At 39.8% G+C, this 17,756-nt stretch carries 15 protein-coding genes and 1 rRNA gene; 6 read left to right on the top strand and 10 right to left on the bottom strand.

The genetic code is table 11. The annotated features are described in order from the left end of the window. Positions 1-109: 109 nt before the first annotated feature. From ACSC97_RS12010 to ACSC97_RS12000, 3 genes are all read left to right on the top strand, one after another. Entirely contained in the window at positions 110-733 is a 624-nt protein-coding gene (locus ACSC97_RS12010) for a TetR/AcrR family transcriptional regulator (protein WP_436661143.1), read from the top strand. An 84-nt stretch (positions 734-817) separates the two neighbouring features. Beyond that, on the top strand, positions 818-3,499 hold the full coding sequence (ppc, locus tag ACSC97_RS12005) for a phosphoenolpyruvate carboxylase (RefSeq protein WP_005403483.1): 2,682 nt from the start codon (positions 818-820) through the stop codon (positions 3,497-3,499). A 300-nt stretch (positions 3,500-3,799) separates the two neighbouring features. Further along, a complete protein-coding gene (locus tag ACSC97_RS12000) occupies positions 3,800-5,089 on the top strand; it encodes a solute carrier family 23 protein (RefSeq protein ID WP_004910321.1) in 1,290 nt (429 codons plus the stop codon). A 36-nt stretch (positions 5,090-5,125) separates the two neighbouring features. Here the strand turns inward: ACSC97_RS12000 and ACSC97_RS11995 are convergent, their stop codons facing one another. From ACSC97_RS11995 to ilvD, 4 genes are all read right to left on the bottom strand, one after another. Next, entirely contained in the window at positions 5,126-5,341 is a 216-nt protein-coding gene (locus ACSC97_RS11995; protein WP_436661140.1) for a DUF4259 domain-containing protein, read from the bottom strand. Beyond that, positions 5,310-5,531, bottom strand: a complete 222-nt coding sequence (locus ACSC97_RS11990; protein WP_436661138.1) for a DUF4259 domain-containing protein — start codon at positions 5,529-5,531, stop codon at positions 5,310-5,312. The genes ACSC97_RS11995 and ACSC97_RS11990 overlap by 32 nt, the downstream gene beginning before the upstream one ends. A gap of 42 nt (positions 5,532-5,573) precedes the next feature. After that, positions 5,574-6,860 carry a hypothetical protein gene (locus ACSC97_RS11985; RefSeq protein ID WP_436661136.1) on the bottom strand — a complete coding sequence of 429 codons (1,287 nt, stop codon included), beginning with the start codon at positions 6,858-6,860 and terminating at the stop codon, positions 5,574-5,576. 161 nt (positions 6,861-7,021) lie between these two features. Continuing rightward, on the bottom strand, positions 7,022-8,851 hold the full coding sequence (ilvD, locus tag ACSC97_RS11980; RefSeq protein WP_436661134.1) for a dihydroxy-acid dehydratase: 1,830 nt from the start codon (positions 8,849-8,851) through the stop codon (positions 7,022-7,024). A 211-nt stretch (positions 8,852-9,062) separates the two neighbouring features. Between ilvD and fmt the strand changes: the two genes are divergently transcribed. Next, positions 9,063-10,025, top strand: a complete 963-nt coding sequence (gene fmt, locus ACSC97_RS11975) for a methionyl-tRNA formyltransferase (RefSeq protein WP_039047241.1) — start codon at positions 9,063-9,065, stop codon at positions 10,023-10,025. After that, the gene (gene rsmB, locus ACSC97_RS11970; RefSeq protein ID WP_436661132.1) at positions 10,022-11,329 is read left to right on the top strand and encodes a 16S rRNA (cytosine(967)-C(5))-methyltransferase RsmB; all 1,308 of its coding nucleotides are present in this window, start codon (positions 10,022-10,024) and stop codon (positions 11,327-11,329) included. The genes fmt and rsmB overlap by 4 nt, the downstream gene beginning before the upstream one ends. A 42-nt stretch (positions 11,330-11,371) precedes the next feature. Here the strand turns inward: rsmB and ACSC97_RS11965 are convergent, their stop codons facing one another. The 3 genes from ACSC97_RS11965 to ACSC97_RS11955 form a co-directional block, all read right to left on the bottom strand. Then, positions 11,372-11,515 carry a methionine/alanine import family NSS transporter small subunit gene (locus ACSC97_RS11965; RefSeq protein ID WP_004910340.1) on the bottom strand — a complete coding sequence of 48 codons (144 nt, stop codon included), beginning with the start codon at positions 11,513-11,515 and terminating at the stop codon, positions 11,372-11,374. A 12-nt stretch (positions 11,516-11,527) separates the two neighbouring features. Then, positions 11,528-13,006 (bottom strand): sodium-dependent transporter, encoded by a 1,479-nt coding sequence (locus ACSC97_RS11960; protein WP_004910343.1) that lies wholly within the window; start codon positions 13,004-13,006, stop codon positions 11,528-11,530. Between the two features lie 371 nt (positions 13,007-13,377). Further along, positions 13,378-14,820: an aldehyde dehydrogenase family protein gene (locus tag ACSC97_RS11955; protein ID WP_004951060.1), complete on the bottom strand. Its 1,443-nt coding sequence runs from the start codon at positions 14,818-14,820 to the stop codon at positions 13,378-13,380. 131 nt (positions 14,821-14,951) lie between these two features. On the opposite strand from ACSC97_RS11955, the gene ACSC97_RS11950 reads away from it, so the two are divergent. After that, positions 14,952-15,647, top strand: a complete 696-nt coding sequence (locus tag ACSC97_RS11950; RefSeq protein WP_436661129.1) for a TIGR04219 family outer membrane beta-barrel protein — start codon at positions 14,952-14,954, stop codon at positions 15,645-15,647. A 286-nt stretch (positions 15,648-15,933) separates the two neighbouring features. On the opposite strand, the gene ACSC97_RS11945 is transcribed toward ACSC97_RS11950, so the two are convergent. The 3 genes from ACSC97_RS11945 to rrf form a co-directional block, all read right to left on the bottom strand. Further along, complete coding sequence (locus ACSC97_RS11945; RefSeq protein WP_436661127.1) at positions 15,934-16,245, bottom strand: ankyrin repeat domain-containing protein; 312 nt, start codon at positions 16,243-16,245, stop codon at positions 15,934-15,936. A gap of 155 nt (positions 16,246-16,400) precedes the next feature. Continuing rightward, positions 16,401-17,525: a hypothetical protein gene (locus ACSC97_RS11940; RefSeq protein WP_436661125.1), complete on the bottom strand. Its 1,125-nt coding sequence runs from the start codon at positions 17,523-17,525 to the stop codon at positions 16,401-16,403. Between the two features lie 126 nt (positions 17,526-17,651). Beyond that, positions 17,652-17,756 (bottom strand): 5S ribosomal RNA (gene rrf, locus ACSC97_RS11935); the annotation flags it as partial.

The raw sequence follows: 17,756 nt of genomic DNA, 5'->3' as shown, positions 1-17,756 counted from the left end.
GAATATCATGATAAATTGTTTATTTTTTAATTAATATACCCATGAGTACACTAATTAAAAATTAAAGTTATTTATTTGATTTTTAATTTAATTAAAAGAGAACGATAACGTGCAAAACAGTAGTGGTCGCCCTAAAGATTTGGAAAAAAGAGCTAAAATTTTACAGGCTGCGAAATCTCTTTTCCTAAAAATGGGTTATCACGCTGCCAACATGAATCAAATTGCCAAAGAAGCAGGCGTCACGAAACTGACCGTGTATAACCACTTTCAAGACAAAGCAAATTTATTTATCTGTGCAATAGAAGAAACCTGTGAAGAATCTATTTGTGCTAAAGAAATCATTCTCACGGCAGAAACCAATTTCACACAAGCACTCTATCTGATGTGCCATCGTGCTTTAACTATTATTTATCTTCCTGAGGCATTAAAACTTGATCGCTTATTGTTCAAACTCGCAGCAGAACAAAGCCCTTTAACACAGCAGTTTTTCGATGCTTCACATACACGTATGAGCAATGTTTGGTGTAATTTTTTTGAGCAGGCAATTGCACTTAAATTTATTCGTGCTGACGATCCTTTAAAACAAACTGAATTAATCGTGTCTTTAATGTTGGGCTTACGTCATTACCGAGTTCTACTCGGATTGGATGAAGTGCCGACCGCGAATGAAATCGATCAGATGATTCAACAAGCGATTGAGCTTTTTTTGCTTAAATATCAACCCAAAAATTAAATAAAATTCACATTTTTTTACGTTCTGCTCTTGGATTGTCTCTCAATCACGTTATAGTCGAATGAGAACATCAGGAGAAATAGAATGATTCAACAAATCACAGCTCCATTACGGGAAGACGTCCGATTACTGGGCAACTTACTCGGCGAAACATTAAAACTACATGCTGGGCAAGATTTGTTTAATCAAATTGAGCAAATTCGCGCTTTAGCTAAAGGCGCACGTGACGGTCAAATAGAAGCAGAGAAGCAGTTAGAACAGCTTTTCCTTGGGCTAAAAGATGAGGAGATTTTGCCCTTAACACGAGCATTCTCACATTTTCTTAACTTCGCTAATATCGCTGAACAATATCACGTGGTACGTAGCCGACGTCATGCGGAGTTTGACGAGCATGCGCCTAGCCCAAATCCACTCACTCATCTGTTTGAGAAATTTAAAAATCAGCAAATTTCTGAACAACAATTATTTCAACAAATTTGCGATCTAAAAATTGAACTAGTACTCACAGCGCATCCAACAGAAGTGAGTCGTCGTACCCTGATCCAAAAATATGATGATATTACGGATTGTCTATCACAGCTTGATCAAAAGAAATTAACGCCTCGTGAACGTCAACAGACCATCGCCACACTCAAACAGCTAGTCACCTCTGCATGGCAAACCGATGAAATCCGTCAACACCGCCCGACACCTGTAGATGAAGCAAAATGGGGTTTTGCAACGATTGAACAAACGTTATGGAATGCTGTACCTAAATTTATTCGTGAATTAAATGAATTAACACAACAGCATTGCCTGCAAGCTTTGCCTCTCAGCATAGCACCGATCCGTTTTGCCTCATGGATGGGTGGCGACCGCGATGGTAATCCGAATGTCACTCATCAAGTGACACAGGAAGTCCTGTGGTTATCGCGTTGGCAGGCTGCAGATTTATACCTCCGAGATATTGAAAATCTACGTTGGGAACTTTCTATCCAAAATTGTTCTAAAGAGCTTAGTGAAGCTTTAGGTTATGAACATCCTGAGCCATACCGTGAATATCTACGCATTACCCGTGAACGACTTAAAGCAACACGTTATTGTTTAGGTCAACGTTTACAAGGTTTGGATGCCGACGATAGCAATATCATTCGAAATAAAGATGAATTATTGGCCCCTCTTCTGCTTTGCTATCGCTCCCTTGTGGACAGTAACCTTGCGGAAATCGCCAATGGACAATTGCTTGATTTTATTTATCGTGTGAATTGTTTTGGGATTGAACTACTCAAACTCGATATCCGCCAAGAATCAGGTCGTCATCGTCAAGCCATTTCTGCGATTACGGAATATTTAGGTTTGGGTAATTTCGAATCGTGGACAGAACAAGCGCGTCAAAACTTCTTGATTCAAGAATTACAAAGTAAACGTCCATTATTACCTAAGTATTTGAATGAGCCAGAAGGTAGTCTCATTCAACATCCAGATGTGCTCGAAGTGTTTGCCACTATGCGTACTCTAGCTGAGCAACCAGCAGAGAGTTTAGGGGCTTATATCATTTCAATGGCTGAATATCCTAGTGATGTGTTGGCTGTATTGCTCTTGCAAAAAGAAGCGGGTATTCAACATCCTCTGCGTGTCGTGCCATTGTTCGAAACCTTGAAAGATTTGGACGGCGCTGCCAAAACCATGGATACCTTGTTTAATATGCATTGGTACAAGCAGCATATCCATGGCAAACATGAAGTGATGATTGGTTATTCTGACTCTGCCAAAGATGCAGGCTTTATGTCAGCAAATTGGGCTCAATATCGTGCACAAGAAGAACTCACCGCTGTTGCAAAAAAACATGATGTGCAATTAACCCTATTCCATGGTCGTGGTGGTTCAATCAGTCGTGGCGGTGCTCCAACCCAACAAGCTCTCTTTTCTCAACCACCAGGCTCGATCTCGGGTGCTATTCGTGTCACTGAGCAAGGTGAGATGATCCGCTTTAAATTTGGTTTAGAAGGGATTGCCTTACAAAACTTGGAAATCTATACCGCTGCGACCTTAGAAGCGACTTTATTACCACCGCCAGAACCTAAGAAAGAATGGCGTGATTTGATGAATCAGATGACGGATCTCTCCGTTAAGGTATATCGCCAAACAGTTCGTGAGAATCCAAATTTTGTGAGCTATTTGCGTACCGTTACACCAGAATTAGAGCTGCAAATGCTGCCATTGGGATCACGCCCAGCAAAACGAAAAGTCAGTGGCGGCATCGAATCTTTACGTGCAATTCCATGGGTATTTGCTTGGACACAAATTCGTTTGATGTTGCCCGCTTGGCTGGGAACTGGCACCGCAATTAATCAAGTGCATGAACAACATAAAAATACGCTCAATGACATGCTAGATCAGTGGCCGTATTTCCAAACCTTAATTGATATGTTGGAAATGGTACTGTCTAAATCAGATGCAGACATTGCGTTGTATTACGAATCTCATTTGACTGATGATCAGGACCTCAAAGCTCTCGGGATAGAGTTAAGACAACGATTACAAAATGCGGTTGATACACTTTTGAATCTGAAAGGTGAGTCTAAACTTCTGAGCAATAATGAAGTCTTAGATCAGTCGATGCAGGTTAGAAAACCTTATCTATTGCCACTTCATTTGTTGCAAGCTGAGTTGATGAAACGTCGTCGTTTATATTTAGCTGAGCATCAAACAGAACATACACCTGTTGATCATGCCTTAATGGTGAGTATTGCTGGTATTGCCGCAGGGCTTCGCAATACAGGTTAATCATTCTCTATGTCTAGCCCTCATCAAATAATTCAGTTTGATGAGGGCTAAATTGGCAAAATATGCCAACTGGACAAAATTTTTTTAAATTTACTTTAAAAATTAAATTGAGCTATTTTGCAAATACAACAAGCAAAATCAACAATGAATTCTAAAGTTTATTTACATATATATTTTACCAAAAGGTAAAAATATGAAATTTATGACCATTTGCGTTCATTCAGATCAATGACCAATAGATGAAAGCATAATTTAAGACAGGGTATCATACGCGCTGATATCACATAATGAGTCTACTTTATGTCAAATTGGTTTCCAAAATGGCAGCCGTATCAGGGGAAGATTGATCATCGCCCTGTTGCGACAAACGAATATTTACCGCCCTTACAAAGCGCGGTACTCGGGGTACAACACGCATTTGCAATGTTTGGAGCAACTGTTCTTGCGCCATTGCTGATGGGTTTTAATCCAAATCTCGCGATTTTAATGTCAGGGATTTGTACGATTATCTTCTTCTTGATCACAGGTGGACGTGTACCGAGTTATCTCGGTTCAAGTTTTGCATTTATTGGTGTGGTTGCAGCCGCTACAGGTCACATCACGGGCTCTGGTGCAAACCCGAATCTATCAGTTGCACTTGGAGGTATCGTTGCTTGCGGTATCTTGTATGCTTTAATTGGTTTTGCCGTCATGTTGACAGGCACACGCTGGATTGAAAAATTAATGCCACCTGTTGTAACAGGTGCGATCGTAATGATCATTGGTTTAAACCTTGCCCCAGTAACAATCAAAGGCGTTGCAGGTCAGCCTTTTGAAATGTGGATGGCGCTCATCACTGTGCTGAGCATGGGTGTTATCGCGGTATTTACCAAAGGATTATTACAGCGTTTATTACTGTTGGTAGGTTTACTGATTGCCTATGCCATTTACGTCATCGCGACGAATGTGCTTGGATTTGGAAAACCAATCGATTTTTCACAAATCGCGGCAGCACCATGGTTTGGTATTCCAAGCTTTTCTCATCCTACTTTTGATATGAATGCCATGTTAATTATTGCACCTGTTGCATTAATTTTAGTTGCAGAAAACTTAGGTCATATCAAAGCAGTGGGTGCAATGACAGGCGAAGACCTAACCCCTCAACTAGGTAAAGCATTTGTTGCCGATGGTTTAGCAACCACGTTATCAGGTGGTGTGGGTGCACCAGGGATGACGACTTACGGTGAAAATATCGGTGTCATGGCTGTTACCCGTGTTTATTCAACCATCGTCTTTGTAATCGCTGGTGTCTTTGCAATCTTTTTAGGTCTATCACCAAAATTTGGTGCCGTGATCAGCACAATTCCTACCGCGGTACTTACTGGTGCCTCAATTGTGGTCTTTGGTTTAATTACTATTGCTGGCGCAAAAATCTGGATCGAAAACAAAGTCGACTTCTCTAATAATAAAAATCTGATCGTTGCATCTGTGACAATTATCTTGGGTGCGGGTAATTTCGAGTTATTATTCGGAAGCTTTAACTTAGGTGGAATTGGTACAGCAACCTTCGCCGCTATCTTTCTAAATGTTCTGTTTAGCCTAAAAAAATAAAAATTTAATTGTCAAAGGCAGCATGAGCTGCCTTTTTTACTGTAAAGCATCATTTAACTGCTGAATGTTCCCCAACCATAACTCATATTCATCGGACTCTAGCCACAATTCCTTGAGTTCAGAATCATCAGCAACTATTCGTTCCAAAACACGCTTCGCCAATGACAACAGATCATCACTTGGTTGCTCCGAAATAGTTTCTAACCATTGATCTACTTTCTCAGTGTAAACATCGGAGAGTCCCTTTGCCAAGACGCTTTGCAATGACTTCAATCGCAGCAATGGCTTCCATCGCTAAATCAGCATCTAAATACTCATCGCCCTCATCAAGTGCCACCTGTAAAGCAGCCTCAATCACTGAAAAGTCTGTCGCATCCTCTAGTTCGTATGCCCAGTCATTTGCAGTGTCATTTCCAAACGATTCATGTGACCATGTTCCCATCATTTTTTCCTTTTTTATTGTTCAGTATTAAAATGCTCAAAGTTACTCTTGGCTTTGTTGTTTGTACTTTTCTTCTAAAACATTACTGATAATGCTTTCAATCATCCACACTCGATACAAACTATTAAACACATAAGTTTGTCCGTCTATACGAAACTCTAAGACTGGAAAATCAGGTTGATGCTTTTCCTGACACAGAACATCATTTTGCTTTAAGCATTGTTCAACATCTTGTTCAGTCAGTTGGTCAATATCCAGACGCTTTTGCATTTTTTGAAAATGCGCCTTAAAGGATAAGTCTTTTCCACGTGTCCAAACCGCTTCTAAAATCTCATGCATGCAGTCGACTTGTTGATCAGCAGGAACGCTATAAAACAATTTTGCCATTTCATAGGTTGCCTCTTTGGTTGGTCGACAAAAAGGTGTAAATGCAACTTGTGTCCGCTTAGAAACACGTGTTGCCAAACTCCAATCAAACCAATCACGTCCTTGATAACTTAATGGATACACGCTTAATTGGATATTGTAATAATTTGCTAGTTCTTCTCTGATGTAGGCGAGTAATAACCAGCTCATTGGGTCTTCAAGTGCGATATATAAATCCAGCTCTGGATGCAAACCTTGAACTTCAGTTATAGACTCACCGTCATTGATTAAATGCTCTCGCCATTCAATATGATTAATCAAAAAGATAGGATTACCCGTAAGTAGTTTTTGTTGTTTTAAACGGCGGGTCAAACGTAATAAATCATCAACAGCTTGATACTTACGCTCACCAAATTCGAAATAGCTAGCAATCACTGGCACATCTTTAAAAATGCGTTCTGGGTAATTTTGTGGAGTTTGATGCTTGCTGGCCATGGTATGCAAAGTACGTAATTTTCCATATTGCTGCTGCCAAAGCATATGAAAAACATCTTCTAGTAAATGTAAAAAATTTTGTTCTCTTAATGGCGTATTTCTTAGAATTATTTCTGCTTGTTGTAAGGCTTCTGCTGTTGGTATTTCAGGTGTATCGTCAAATCCAAAACGATGCTGTTTTGCTAGAATCTTGGCATCATTTAGACAATATTGAAGCCAATCTTGGGCAGCCATTCCATTTGGGGGTTCTGCACCCTGTCTAGATATAATCACCTTTAATGGTTTGAGTTCGTCACTCAAAATCTCATTCAACTGATCCAGTTGTTGTACCGCAAGATAACTATAAACATCGTCTAAACGAAGATAAATGCTTAAACCCTGTTCCGTGGGTAATTCCGCCTGACGAGAAGGTTTTTGGTAAAACCAACGCGATCGGATGGGATCAAACCAACGACGTAACAAAGACATGTCGATAGCCTCTAATGGTCATAAAATCTGTAAGTGAATGAAATTGTACTCACGTATCAATTTATACGTCAGCAAAAATTATCTTCAGTATCTAATAAAATCAAAAAAAAATCCCCCTTTTATTGTAAGAGGGATCTCGCCGCTTTAAGCGGCGATCAGAATTACAGAACGCGAACAGCGCCTTTTGCTGCGCTCGTAGAGTGCATTGCATAAATCTTAAGTGATTTAGAAACTTTACGCTTGCGCTCTTCAGCTGGATGCCAGCCTTTTGCTTCTTGAACCGTACGACGATGAGCCATCGTTGCATCATCTACATTCAAGTGAATCGTACGATTTGGAATATCGATTTCAATGGTATCGCCATCTTCAACCAACCCAATCGCACCGCCTTCAGCAGCTTCAGGAGACACGTGACCAATTGATAAGCCTGAAGAACCACCAGAGAAACGACCATCCGTAATCAAAGCGCAGTCTTTACCTAAACCTTTTGATTTCAAGTAGCTTGTTGGATACAACATTTCTTGCATACCTGGACCACCGCGTGGACCTTCGTAGCGAATCACAACAATGTCACCTGCAACGATCTTATGATCTAAGATTGCTTCAACCGCTGAATCTTGGCTTTCAAAAACACGTGCTGTGCCGGTGAATCTCAGAATCGATTCATCTACACCCGCTGTTTTAACGATACAACCATCTAATGCGATGTTGCCGTAAAGTACCGCCAAACCACCGTCTTTAGAGAAAGCATGTTCCGCATTACGGATTACACCTTTCTCACGGTCACCATCAAGCGTTGAATAATAACGGTTTTGTGAGAATGCGACTTGCGTAGGAACACCGCCTGGTGAAGAGCGATAGAACTCATAAACATCAGGATCTTCAGTGCGAATAATATCCCACTTATCTAAAGCATCTTTCAGTGTTTTTTCATGTACGGTTGGGCATGAAGTATTCAGTAGATTGGCACGATCAAGCTCACCTAAGATCGCCATAATACCGCCCGCACGATGCACATCTTCCATATGTACATCAGATTTTGCAGGTGCAACTTTAGACAACACTGGTACTTGACGAGACAAGCGATCAATATCATCCATTGTAAAATCAACTTCAGCTTCATGTGCAGCTGCAAGTAAATGTAATACAGTGTTGGTTGAACCACCCATTGCAATATCAAGCGTCATTGCATTTTCAAACGCAGCTTTAGTTGCAATTGAACGTGGCAAAATGCTGTCATCATTCTGTTCGTAATAACGTTTCGCAAGTTCAACAACTAAACGACCCGCTTTTAGGAATAATTTTTCACGATTGGCATGAGTTGCAACAATTGAACCATTGCCTGGTAATGATAAACCTAATGCTTCTGTTAAACAGTTCATCGAGTTTGCAGTAAACATACCTGAACATGAACCACAAGTAGGACACGCAGAGCGTTCGAAAGCAGCAACTTCTTCATCGGTATAGCTTTCATCAGCAGCAACAACCATCGCATCAACAAGGTCAATCGCTTTTTCATCGCCACGGAATTTAACTTTACCCGCTTCCATTGGGCCGCCAGAAACGAAAACCACTGGAATATTAAGGCGCATAGCCGCCATGAGCATTCCTGGTGTGATCTTGTCACAGTTCGAGATACAAACCATCGCATCTGCACAGTGCGCATTGACCATGTATTCAACTGAGTCCGCAATCAAATCACGTGATGGCAATGAATACAACATGCCGTCATGCCCCATCGCAATACCATCATCTACCGCGATGGTATTAAATTCTTTCGCTACACCACCAGCAGCTTCAATTTCTCGTGCAACCAGTTGCCCTAAATCTTTAAGATGCACGTGACCTGGAACGAATTGGGTAAATGAGTTGACGACCGCAATAATAGGTTTGCCAAAATCTTCATCTTTCATACCTGTCGCACGCCATAAACCGCGCGCGCCAGCCATATTTCTTCCATGTGTTGATGTTTTCGAACGATAATCAGGCATTTTTTATTCCCAACAAGTTTGTGCTCGAGATGAATAGGACATTCTCTCTGGCGAAATGATACTGAGCTTTTCCCATCATACTACAAGTTATCGTTTAACTGATGACCAGCGAACCTATCTTTTTTTGTTCAAAGACAATTCCTTTCACCTAATTAGGGGCTAGTGGCTTTTTGGCTTATAATTTGGGGTAAATTTTCTGTGGATTATCTTTGTGAAGATCATTTTTGCTGGTACGCCTGAATTTGCGGCAACCGCATTGGCGGCATTATTAAAAACACCACACCAGATTATTGCGGTTTACACTCAACCTGATCGTAAATCAGGGCGCGGACAAAAGCTTACACCTTCTCCCGTCAAGCAACTTGCACTTGAACATGGCTTACCTGTTTTTCAACCACTGCATTTTAAAGCGTCGACTGAAGAAGGTTTAGCTGCCCAACAAGAGCTAGCAGCTTTGGGTGCTGATGTCATGGTAGTCGCCGCTTACGGTCTGATCTTGCCACAAACCGTATTAGATATGCCTAAATACGGTTGTTTAAACATTCACGGTTCTCTTTTACCTCGTTGGCGTGGAGCAGCTCCGATTCAACGTGCAATCGCGACTGGAGATGCCGAAACAGGCATCACCATCATGCAAATGGCAGCTGGTTTGGACACAGGCGATATGATGTACAAAACCTATTGTCCAATTACTGCAGAAGATACCTCTGCAACCTTGCATGACAAGTTAGCGACTCAAGGTGCTGAAGCTATTTGTACCGTGCTTGAAACTGAGCAAAGTTTGCAATCATTTATTGCCAAACGTGAAGTTCAAGATGAATCCCTGACGGTTTATGCACATAAATTAGTGAAATCAGAAGCACGTATTGATTGGACACAAACTGCAATCCAAATCGACCGCAATATTCGTGCGTTCAACCCTTGGCCTGTGGCTTTTATTCAATTAGATGAAAATAACGCTTTACGTGTTTGGAGTTCAATGCCCTCCGAAATCAGTAAAGCAAATGCTCAATTAGGTGAAATTCTTGCAATTGATAAGCAAGGCGTACATGTCGCTTGTGGTGAAAACAGTGTCGTCTGCTTAACCAGTTTACAGTGGTCAGGTGGTAAAGCGCTCAATGCTGTCCAAATTGCCCAAACTCAAAAATTACATCTTGGACAAATTCTCCCATGAGCCAATCGAATCAATCATCTACAAAAAATTTGAATCTACGTGCGCAAGTGATCAAAACACTTTTGGCTGTTCAAAATGGACAATCTTTGACTTCCGTATTGAATCAACATATCAATATAGTCTCTGAACGTGATCGTGGTTTATATCACGAACTGACTTTAGGTTGTTTACGCCAGTGGTTTTCATTAAAAGCCATTACCTTACCATTGCTCACCAAACCGTTAGACAATGAAGCATTAGAAAGTTGTTTATATCTTGGCTTATATCAAATTTTATGTACCCGTATTCCTGTACATGCTGCAATCTCGGAAACTGTAAATGCTGCTAAGCAATTAGGTTTCGAGCCAATGAGTGGTTTGGTCAATGCGATTCTGCGTCGTGTTTCACGTGAAACAGATGAATTTCAAATAGCTTTGAATAATACACATGGTTTACCAAGTTGGTTATTCAAAAGAATCAAAAAAGATTGGCCTGAGCAATCAGAGCATCTGTGCCAAGCCTTAAAACAAGTCGCGCCACTCACCCTGCGCGTCAATGAACGCCAAGTTAGTCGTGATGAATATTTAGAGATTTTGGACGAAGAACAGATTGATGCTCGTCCTTGCATGCTTTCCGACGTTGGTATTGTTTTGGAGCAAACGGGCAATATTACCCATTTACCAGGTTTCGAAGAAGGTGGCTTTTCTGTTCAGGATGAACATGCACAATTGTGCGCCACGCTCTTACCGAACCTAGATGGCAAAGTGGTGGTTGATGCTTGTGCTGCCCCTGGTGGAAAAACAGCGCACATCCTTGAGCGCTTTAATCCTAAAAAGCTAATCGCATTAGATCATGATGCAAAACGTTTATTGCGTGTTTCTGAAAATATCGAACGTCTTGGTTTAGATCAAACTGAGGTAGAAATTATCGCAGCCGATGCCACCACATGGCAGACTCCAGAACCCGTCGATTGTATCGTGCTGGATGCACCTTGTTCTGCAACAGGTGTTATTCGTCGTCATCCTGATATTCGCTTGCTCAGACAATCCACAGACATCGCACAAACCGTGGCTTTACAGCAACAGATTTTGAGACAGATGTGGCAACAGCTGAAAGTTGGCGGTACGCTGCTTTATATCACCTGCTCAATATTAAAAGTCGAGAATGAGCAGCAGATGGTCGAGTTTTTTGCAGACCATCCCGATGCAAAAGAAATTAAAATCTCTGCGGATTGGGGTATAGAACAGATCCATGGTCGTCAGCTGTTGCCTTCAAATCAATCAGGTGATGGTTTCTATTATTGTCATATCCAAAAACAAGCGTAATAAAAAAGCAGGCTTAAAAGCCTGCTTTTTTTTAAGAATCAATCACAGCGTATGCTGATCTTTAACTTCTTCAAGAACATCATCTAAATCTTCTGGATTCTTCATTAGGTGGCGAATCGACAAAGCGAGTCCACCCCATAAAAACACCATTGAAATAATCATCATTACGATTGCTGAAGTATTCATAATTTTATTCTCCTAGCGATCTTTCATTCTGCTTAAAACTAGCGCAACGACAGCACAGAAAATGACACTGCCCCATCCAAACACGCCTTGTAAGCTCATACTGTAAGTATCGTAACCGTTCTTAATCAAGTTAATCACTGTCATGCTCAAAGTCGTTAACAGGATCAATGATGTGATCACAGTAAGCGTAAACGCCCAACCTTTACCTAACTGAATCGTAGAAATACGGTTCACATGGTCACGGAGTTCAATCAAAGCAGAGCGTTTAAACCAAGCAATACTAATGATAGAAACCAATGCTCCGCCAATAATACCGATGTTATTGATGAAGTGATCCACAATATCCACCAGCTTAATGGCATTAACGCTTGAGAATAAAATCACTGAAACTAGCGCACTACCACCACCGATGATCGTTACTGCCTTCTTACGTCCCCATTTCAATTTATCCTGCATTGCTGCGATTGGCACTTCAAGAATACTCACCATCGATGAAATACCAGCAACAAACAACGATGAGAAGAACAAGAGACCAAATACGTCTGCGCCTGCACCTAAGCTTGAAATAATTTTAGGGAATGCAATAAATGCCAGACCAATACCACCACTTACGACATCTTTAACTTCTGTACCCGCAGCATGTGCCATAAAGCCAAGTGCAGCAAAAATACCAATACCAGCAAGGATTTCAGTCGATGCATTGGCAAAACCAACGATCAAACCAGAGCCTGTTAAGTTAGTTTTAGGCTTCAAGTAAGATGCATAGGTCACCATGATCCCAAAACCTACAGAAAGTGAGAAGAACGTATGACCATAAGCTGCTAACCAAACTTTATAGTCCATCATCGCTGCCCAGTTTGGCGTAAAGAAAGCATTTAAGCCTTGAACCGCACCAGGTAAACGTAAAGATTGAACAACAAGGATAGTGAACAATACGAACAGTAAAGGCATGAAAATCTTGTTCGATAATTCAACACCTTTTTTAACCCCACCATAAAGAATAATGAGTGTTAATGCCCAAATTCCCACAATTGGCCAAAATAGATGACTAACAAACTGAAAATCAAAACCTGAAGCTTTTGAAGTTTGTAGGTAAGTATTAAAGAAGAAGCTTTCAGGATCACTACCCCACGCTTGCCCGATCGAGAAATAAATATAACTTCCCGCCCAAGTCAAAACACTAGCGTAATATAAACCGATGATAATACAGACACAGACTTGCCACCAACCTAATGTTTCACCGCCTTTAAACAAAGAACGATAAGCTTTCGGTGGAGAATTACGAGCACGATGACCTGTGGCATAATCTAAAAATAAAAGCGGTAAACCCGCAGTGATAAGTGCCAATAAATACGGGATAAGAAAGGCACCACCACCATTTTCATAGGCGACATATGGAAAGCGCCAGATATTACCTAAACCTACAGCTGAACCTACAGCTGCAATAATAAAACCAGATCGTGATGTCCAGTTTTCACGAGAATCTGCCATAGAACACCTAATATATTCATGTGGCACTTTTCAAACTGCGTTCACTTGTTATTATCCAACAGAGAGAAAAGTACCGTAAAAATCTTGTTTTGCTTGCATGAAAGTTCAACCTTGTGGGTCTCTTATTTCCATGTACAAACAAGCAAAAACCAAACCATCTTCCTTAAAGATTGGATTTTGTTTTTCTGCTTTTAATAGCTGAACAATACCTGTTTTTATTTCTTTTTACTGTAAATTCCTGACGAAAAAATCACACTTTTCGAGCGTTTGATTATTTTTCAACTCAGTCAATAGTTGACCTTACAGTCAAATGATAAATTCAAGATACAGAAAACTATTAGGTGCAGAATCACAAGGTCTACCTGAATAATCTATTGCTTGATCGCCAGCAACCGTTCTTCCTGCATATCTCGAATCGCGGATTGAATTCCCTCTCGACCTAAGCCTGAGTCTTTCACACCGCCATACGGCATATTATCGACACGGAAGGTTGGCACATCATTGATAATTACACCTCCTACATGTAAATGATCCCATGCATACAACATTTTATTGAGATTTTGTGTATAAACTCCTGCTTGTAATCCAAAACGACTTTGATTAATTGTTGCAATTCCTTGCTCGAAATCCTTATATTTTTCTAAAATGGCAACAGGGCCAAATGCTTCATCTTTATAAATTTCTAACTTTGAATCAACATTTTCCAATAAGGTAGGTTCAAAACAAACACCATCTAAAACACCACCAACAAGTATTTTTGCACCTTTCTTCTCGGCTTTATCAATCCATTTTTTCAGTCGAATCGCTTCAGCTTCTTTAATCATTGGACCGACCAATGTCGTTGCTAAACTTGGATCATCAACTTTAATCTTTTTTAATTTTGTGATTAATTTCTTTTTTAGATCCGCATAAATATCAGCATGCACTAAAATCCGCTGCACGCTGATGCAAATCTGACCCGCATGACCATAAGCTGCACCAATTAAACGGTCAATCAAAGCATCATCAATGATTGCATCCGCCTCAATCATCACCGCAGCATTACCCCCCAATTCAAGCGTAACCTTTTTACGACCTGCTCTCGCTTTCATATCCCAGCCGACTTGATCAGAACCCGTAAAGCTGAGCAACTTGAAACGATCATCCGTCACTAAAATATCCGCCGCTTGACGATCACAAGGCAATACTGACCATGAACCTTTAGGCAAATCTGTTTCAGCCAATACCTCTGCAATTTTAAGCGAACTAATTGGCGTTAAACTTGCCGGTTTCAGTACAAAAGGACAACCCGCTGCAATTGCAGGTGCTATCTTATGCGCCACTAAATTCAAAGGAAAATTAAATGGACTAATTAAGGAAACTGCGCCAATCGGCACCTGTTTAACCATCCCACGATAACGAGAAGCTGCTGGTGTCACAGCTAAAGGTATTATTCGGCCATCATCCATTTGAGTCACTGCATCCGCAGCCAATTGGAAGGTATTAATCAGCCGTTCAACCTCAGCACTTGCTGCACCACGAGGCTTGCCGCCTTCCGCAATCAAAATCTCAGTCAATTCACCACGCAATTCATTGAACCGTTTAACGCAATGCAACAATATTTTTTGTTTTTCAAAAGGTTTTAAAGCAGCCATTTCAGCTTCAGCTTTAACAGCTGATGCAATTGCCTTTTCTAGAGTTTTAGCATCAGCCAAAGCAACTCGTGCGAAAACCTGAGTCTGATATTTATGATGTACATCTAACCACGCTGCTGTTTTTACCGCTTTACCAGCCAAATATAATGGATATTCAACAACGTTTTCTTGCTCTTTCATTTCTTATTCTCTTTTCAAAAAACTAAAATTAGACTACTGCATAATTTTACAGATCACTATATGATTCGCCCAATCTATGATGAATTCACAACAATTCATTACGGTTTATGCTCATAAATTAGGACTATATGATGAAAATTTTAAAAATATCGTTGCTTGCTTTAGGAACAGGCCTTTGTGGTTTAGCACAAGCAGATGTTATTGGTGTCAAAGGTGATGTGAGCTACTGGGCATACGACGGTAAAGCAAATATGGCAACCCAAACTTCTTCTCAAGATCAAGACCTTGACCGTAAAGGGGCTGCGCAAATTTCTCTTGCTGTTGAACACCCTGTTCCATTAATTCCAAATGCAAAAATCCGTTATGTGAATTTAAAAACACAAACTGAAAATGAAGTTTTAGGTCAACCTGTTTATGACTTAGATATCGATCATACCGATTTCATTCTATATTATGAAATTCTAGATAACGTTGTGAATGCAGATGTTGGTTTTGGTGCAACCAATTTGAATGGCGATGTCAAAACGTTAAATTTAACAAAAACTGATATCGATAAAACCATTCCAGTGATCTACGGTTCAGCTGGGGTCAAACTACCGTTTACAGGTTTGAGTGCTAAAGGCGAGTTACTCTACAGCAACTTTAATGATGCTAAAATCACAGATGCCCAAGCAGAATTACAATATAACTTTATTGATAATTTATTAGTCGATGTAGGATTGAAAGCAGGCTACCGTATCTTAAACATCGAATTAGATGATTATGAAAAAAATGATCTTAAATTTGATTTTAAAGGGCCATATGTTGGTTTAGACATTCATTTCTAAATCAAATTAATGAATAAAGCGGAGTCTGATGATTCCGCTTTTTTTATTATGAAGTATATATTTGCCATGTAAGCTTAAGCCTACAACCATCGTCGTCATTGGCGAATAGTTCAATTGAAAACTTTGCCTTATCATATAAAACATAAAGAGACAGGAAGTCTCATTGAAAATAACAAGATACGCAGGAAGCGGTCGTTGATAAGGAATATAAACGACAAGAAACTGAATACTAAGAAGCCCCGTCAGGATGATGGGGCTTCTTTTTATTTATCATTTTATGCGTGATTTAAAGACTTTTAAGATAAGCAATTACTTCATCATGCTGTGCCATTTCTGCAAGCTGCAGCGCAGTATATTCACCTTTATAAGCGACATTTGCCCCTTTACTCACCAGTAGCTTCACCACCGCCAAATGATCATTCTCAGCGGCAGCCTGTAATGCACTATAGCCTTCTTCATCAGTTTGGTTTGGGTCTATACCATCAGCCAATAATTGTTCGACTTGTTCCATATCACCTAAAGATGCCCAATACACCAATTCAGGCAAATGCAGTTCGTCATCGTCTTCAAGGAGTAGTGAAAAAGAATTTAGTTTCATAAGGAATGGTCCAGTTCTTAGTGCCAACTAAAATTAAAATCTAAATTTGGTCATGTATCTTTATTGAATTGAATAGAAGCATAATGCTGCCATCACAAGCTAATTTAATTGGTGGAAATTTATAAAAATCTAATATATAAATAAAAATTACAGTATCAGCAATCATTTGATTGATACTTTCGTAAGACAACATCTTTAGCAATAGAAAATGCAACACTCTTCATAATCAATACAGTTTCGTAATAATAATCATTGTTAATTATCAAACTATTCTGATCTCTCTGTAAGTGCGGGTACTCTTTGATTAATGTATCAACATCTTTACCTGCATTATGCATTAAAGCATTTCTGACGTCCTTGATCTCAGTTATTCTATTAAATGATGCATTCTTTTGTTCACCGTTTAAAACATACCAAGCTTTGTACGGGTCATTTTCAAACGTGAATTCCGACTTCAAAAAATTAATCAATCCTGTTATGGACTCACCATCTTTTTGATGTTTATCAATTTCCATTTCAATCAGAGAAGACTTCAATTTTTCAATATTTTCGAACTCACCAGACATATTAAAAATATCTTTGTACGATAAAGATTGAGCCGAACCCCTTTGACCTCTGGTTAATTTTTTTGGGTGCAATCGATAGAGAGCATGAATGGATTCCCGAATAAAAACTTCAAATGCCGTCCAATTGAGTAAAAAACTACTTTGAAATAACATTGTTTCAGCCCTATTTGTAACTTTATCTTTATCCCCTACAGCATGCGCTAACCTGACGAATTGCATTTGTTTATCTTCAAAACCTGTTAGCACATCAATATCAATTGAGAGATCTCCTTTAGCTGTGATACTAATCTTGGGTTTGAATTTGGATTTTCCTGGGGCTGGGAGCTCATTCAATTCTTTATTTTGATATTCTTCAGGCCAAATCAAAAGCCTCTCACCACTTTTAGGGTGCTCAGATTTATGACCCAGCTGTCCTATATCTGCCTTTTCAATTACTTCTTTTTCTGATAATCCAAGTTTATTGGCGTATTCTGAATATGAAATCCAACCACAGACAAATTCAACATCTTTAACCTCTATATCAGCCATTGAAAAAGATAAAGTTTTCTTATTTGGCTGGGGTATATCAATATCTGTTAAATCAGCCTTGTCATGCTTATTTAAGAGCTGGTTTGTTATTCCATATGAAAGTGAAGTTATTGATAGGAAATTATCTATGTAATCATATAGTTCTAAATAATTTTTATATGGCTCAAAGTTTAGTGCTTTTTCCATAGTATGCCTTAATAGTGGTGATAACAGGAGTTGCTAACTATTTTAATCTATTCTTTTCTTATTTAATTTCTTCCCCAATAAAAAACACCCCCTCTGCATTAGCGGAGGGGGTGTTTAGTATTTAAAAGCTGGCGATGACTTACTCTCACATGGCAAACGCCACACTACCATCAGCGCGAAGAGGTTTCACTTCTGAGTTCGGGAAGGGATCAGGTGGTTCACTCTTGCTAT

It is taken from the genome of Acinetobacter sp. P1(2025) (assembly GCF_051390655.1).
Taxonomy (GTDB): Bacteria; Pseudomonadota; Gammaproteobacteria; order Pseudomonadales; family Moraxellaceae; genus Acinetobacter; species Acinetobacter junii.
This window is presented reverse-complemented; position numbering and strand designations above follow the sequence as displayed.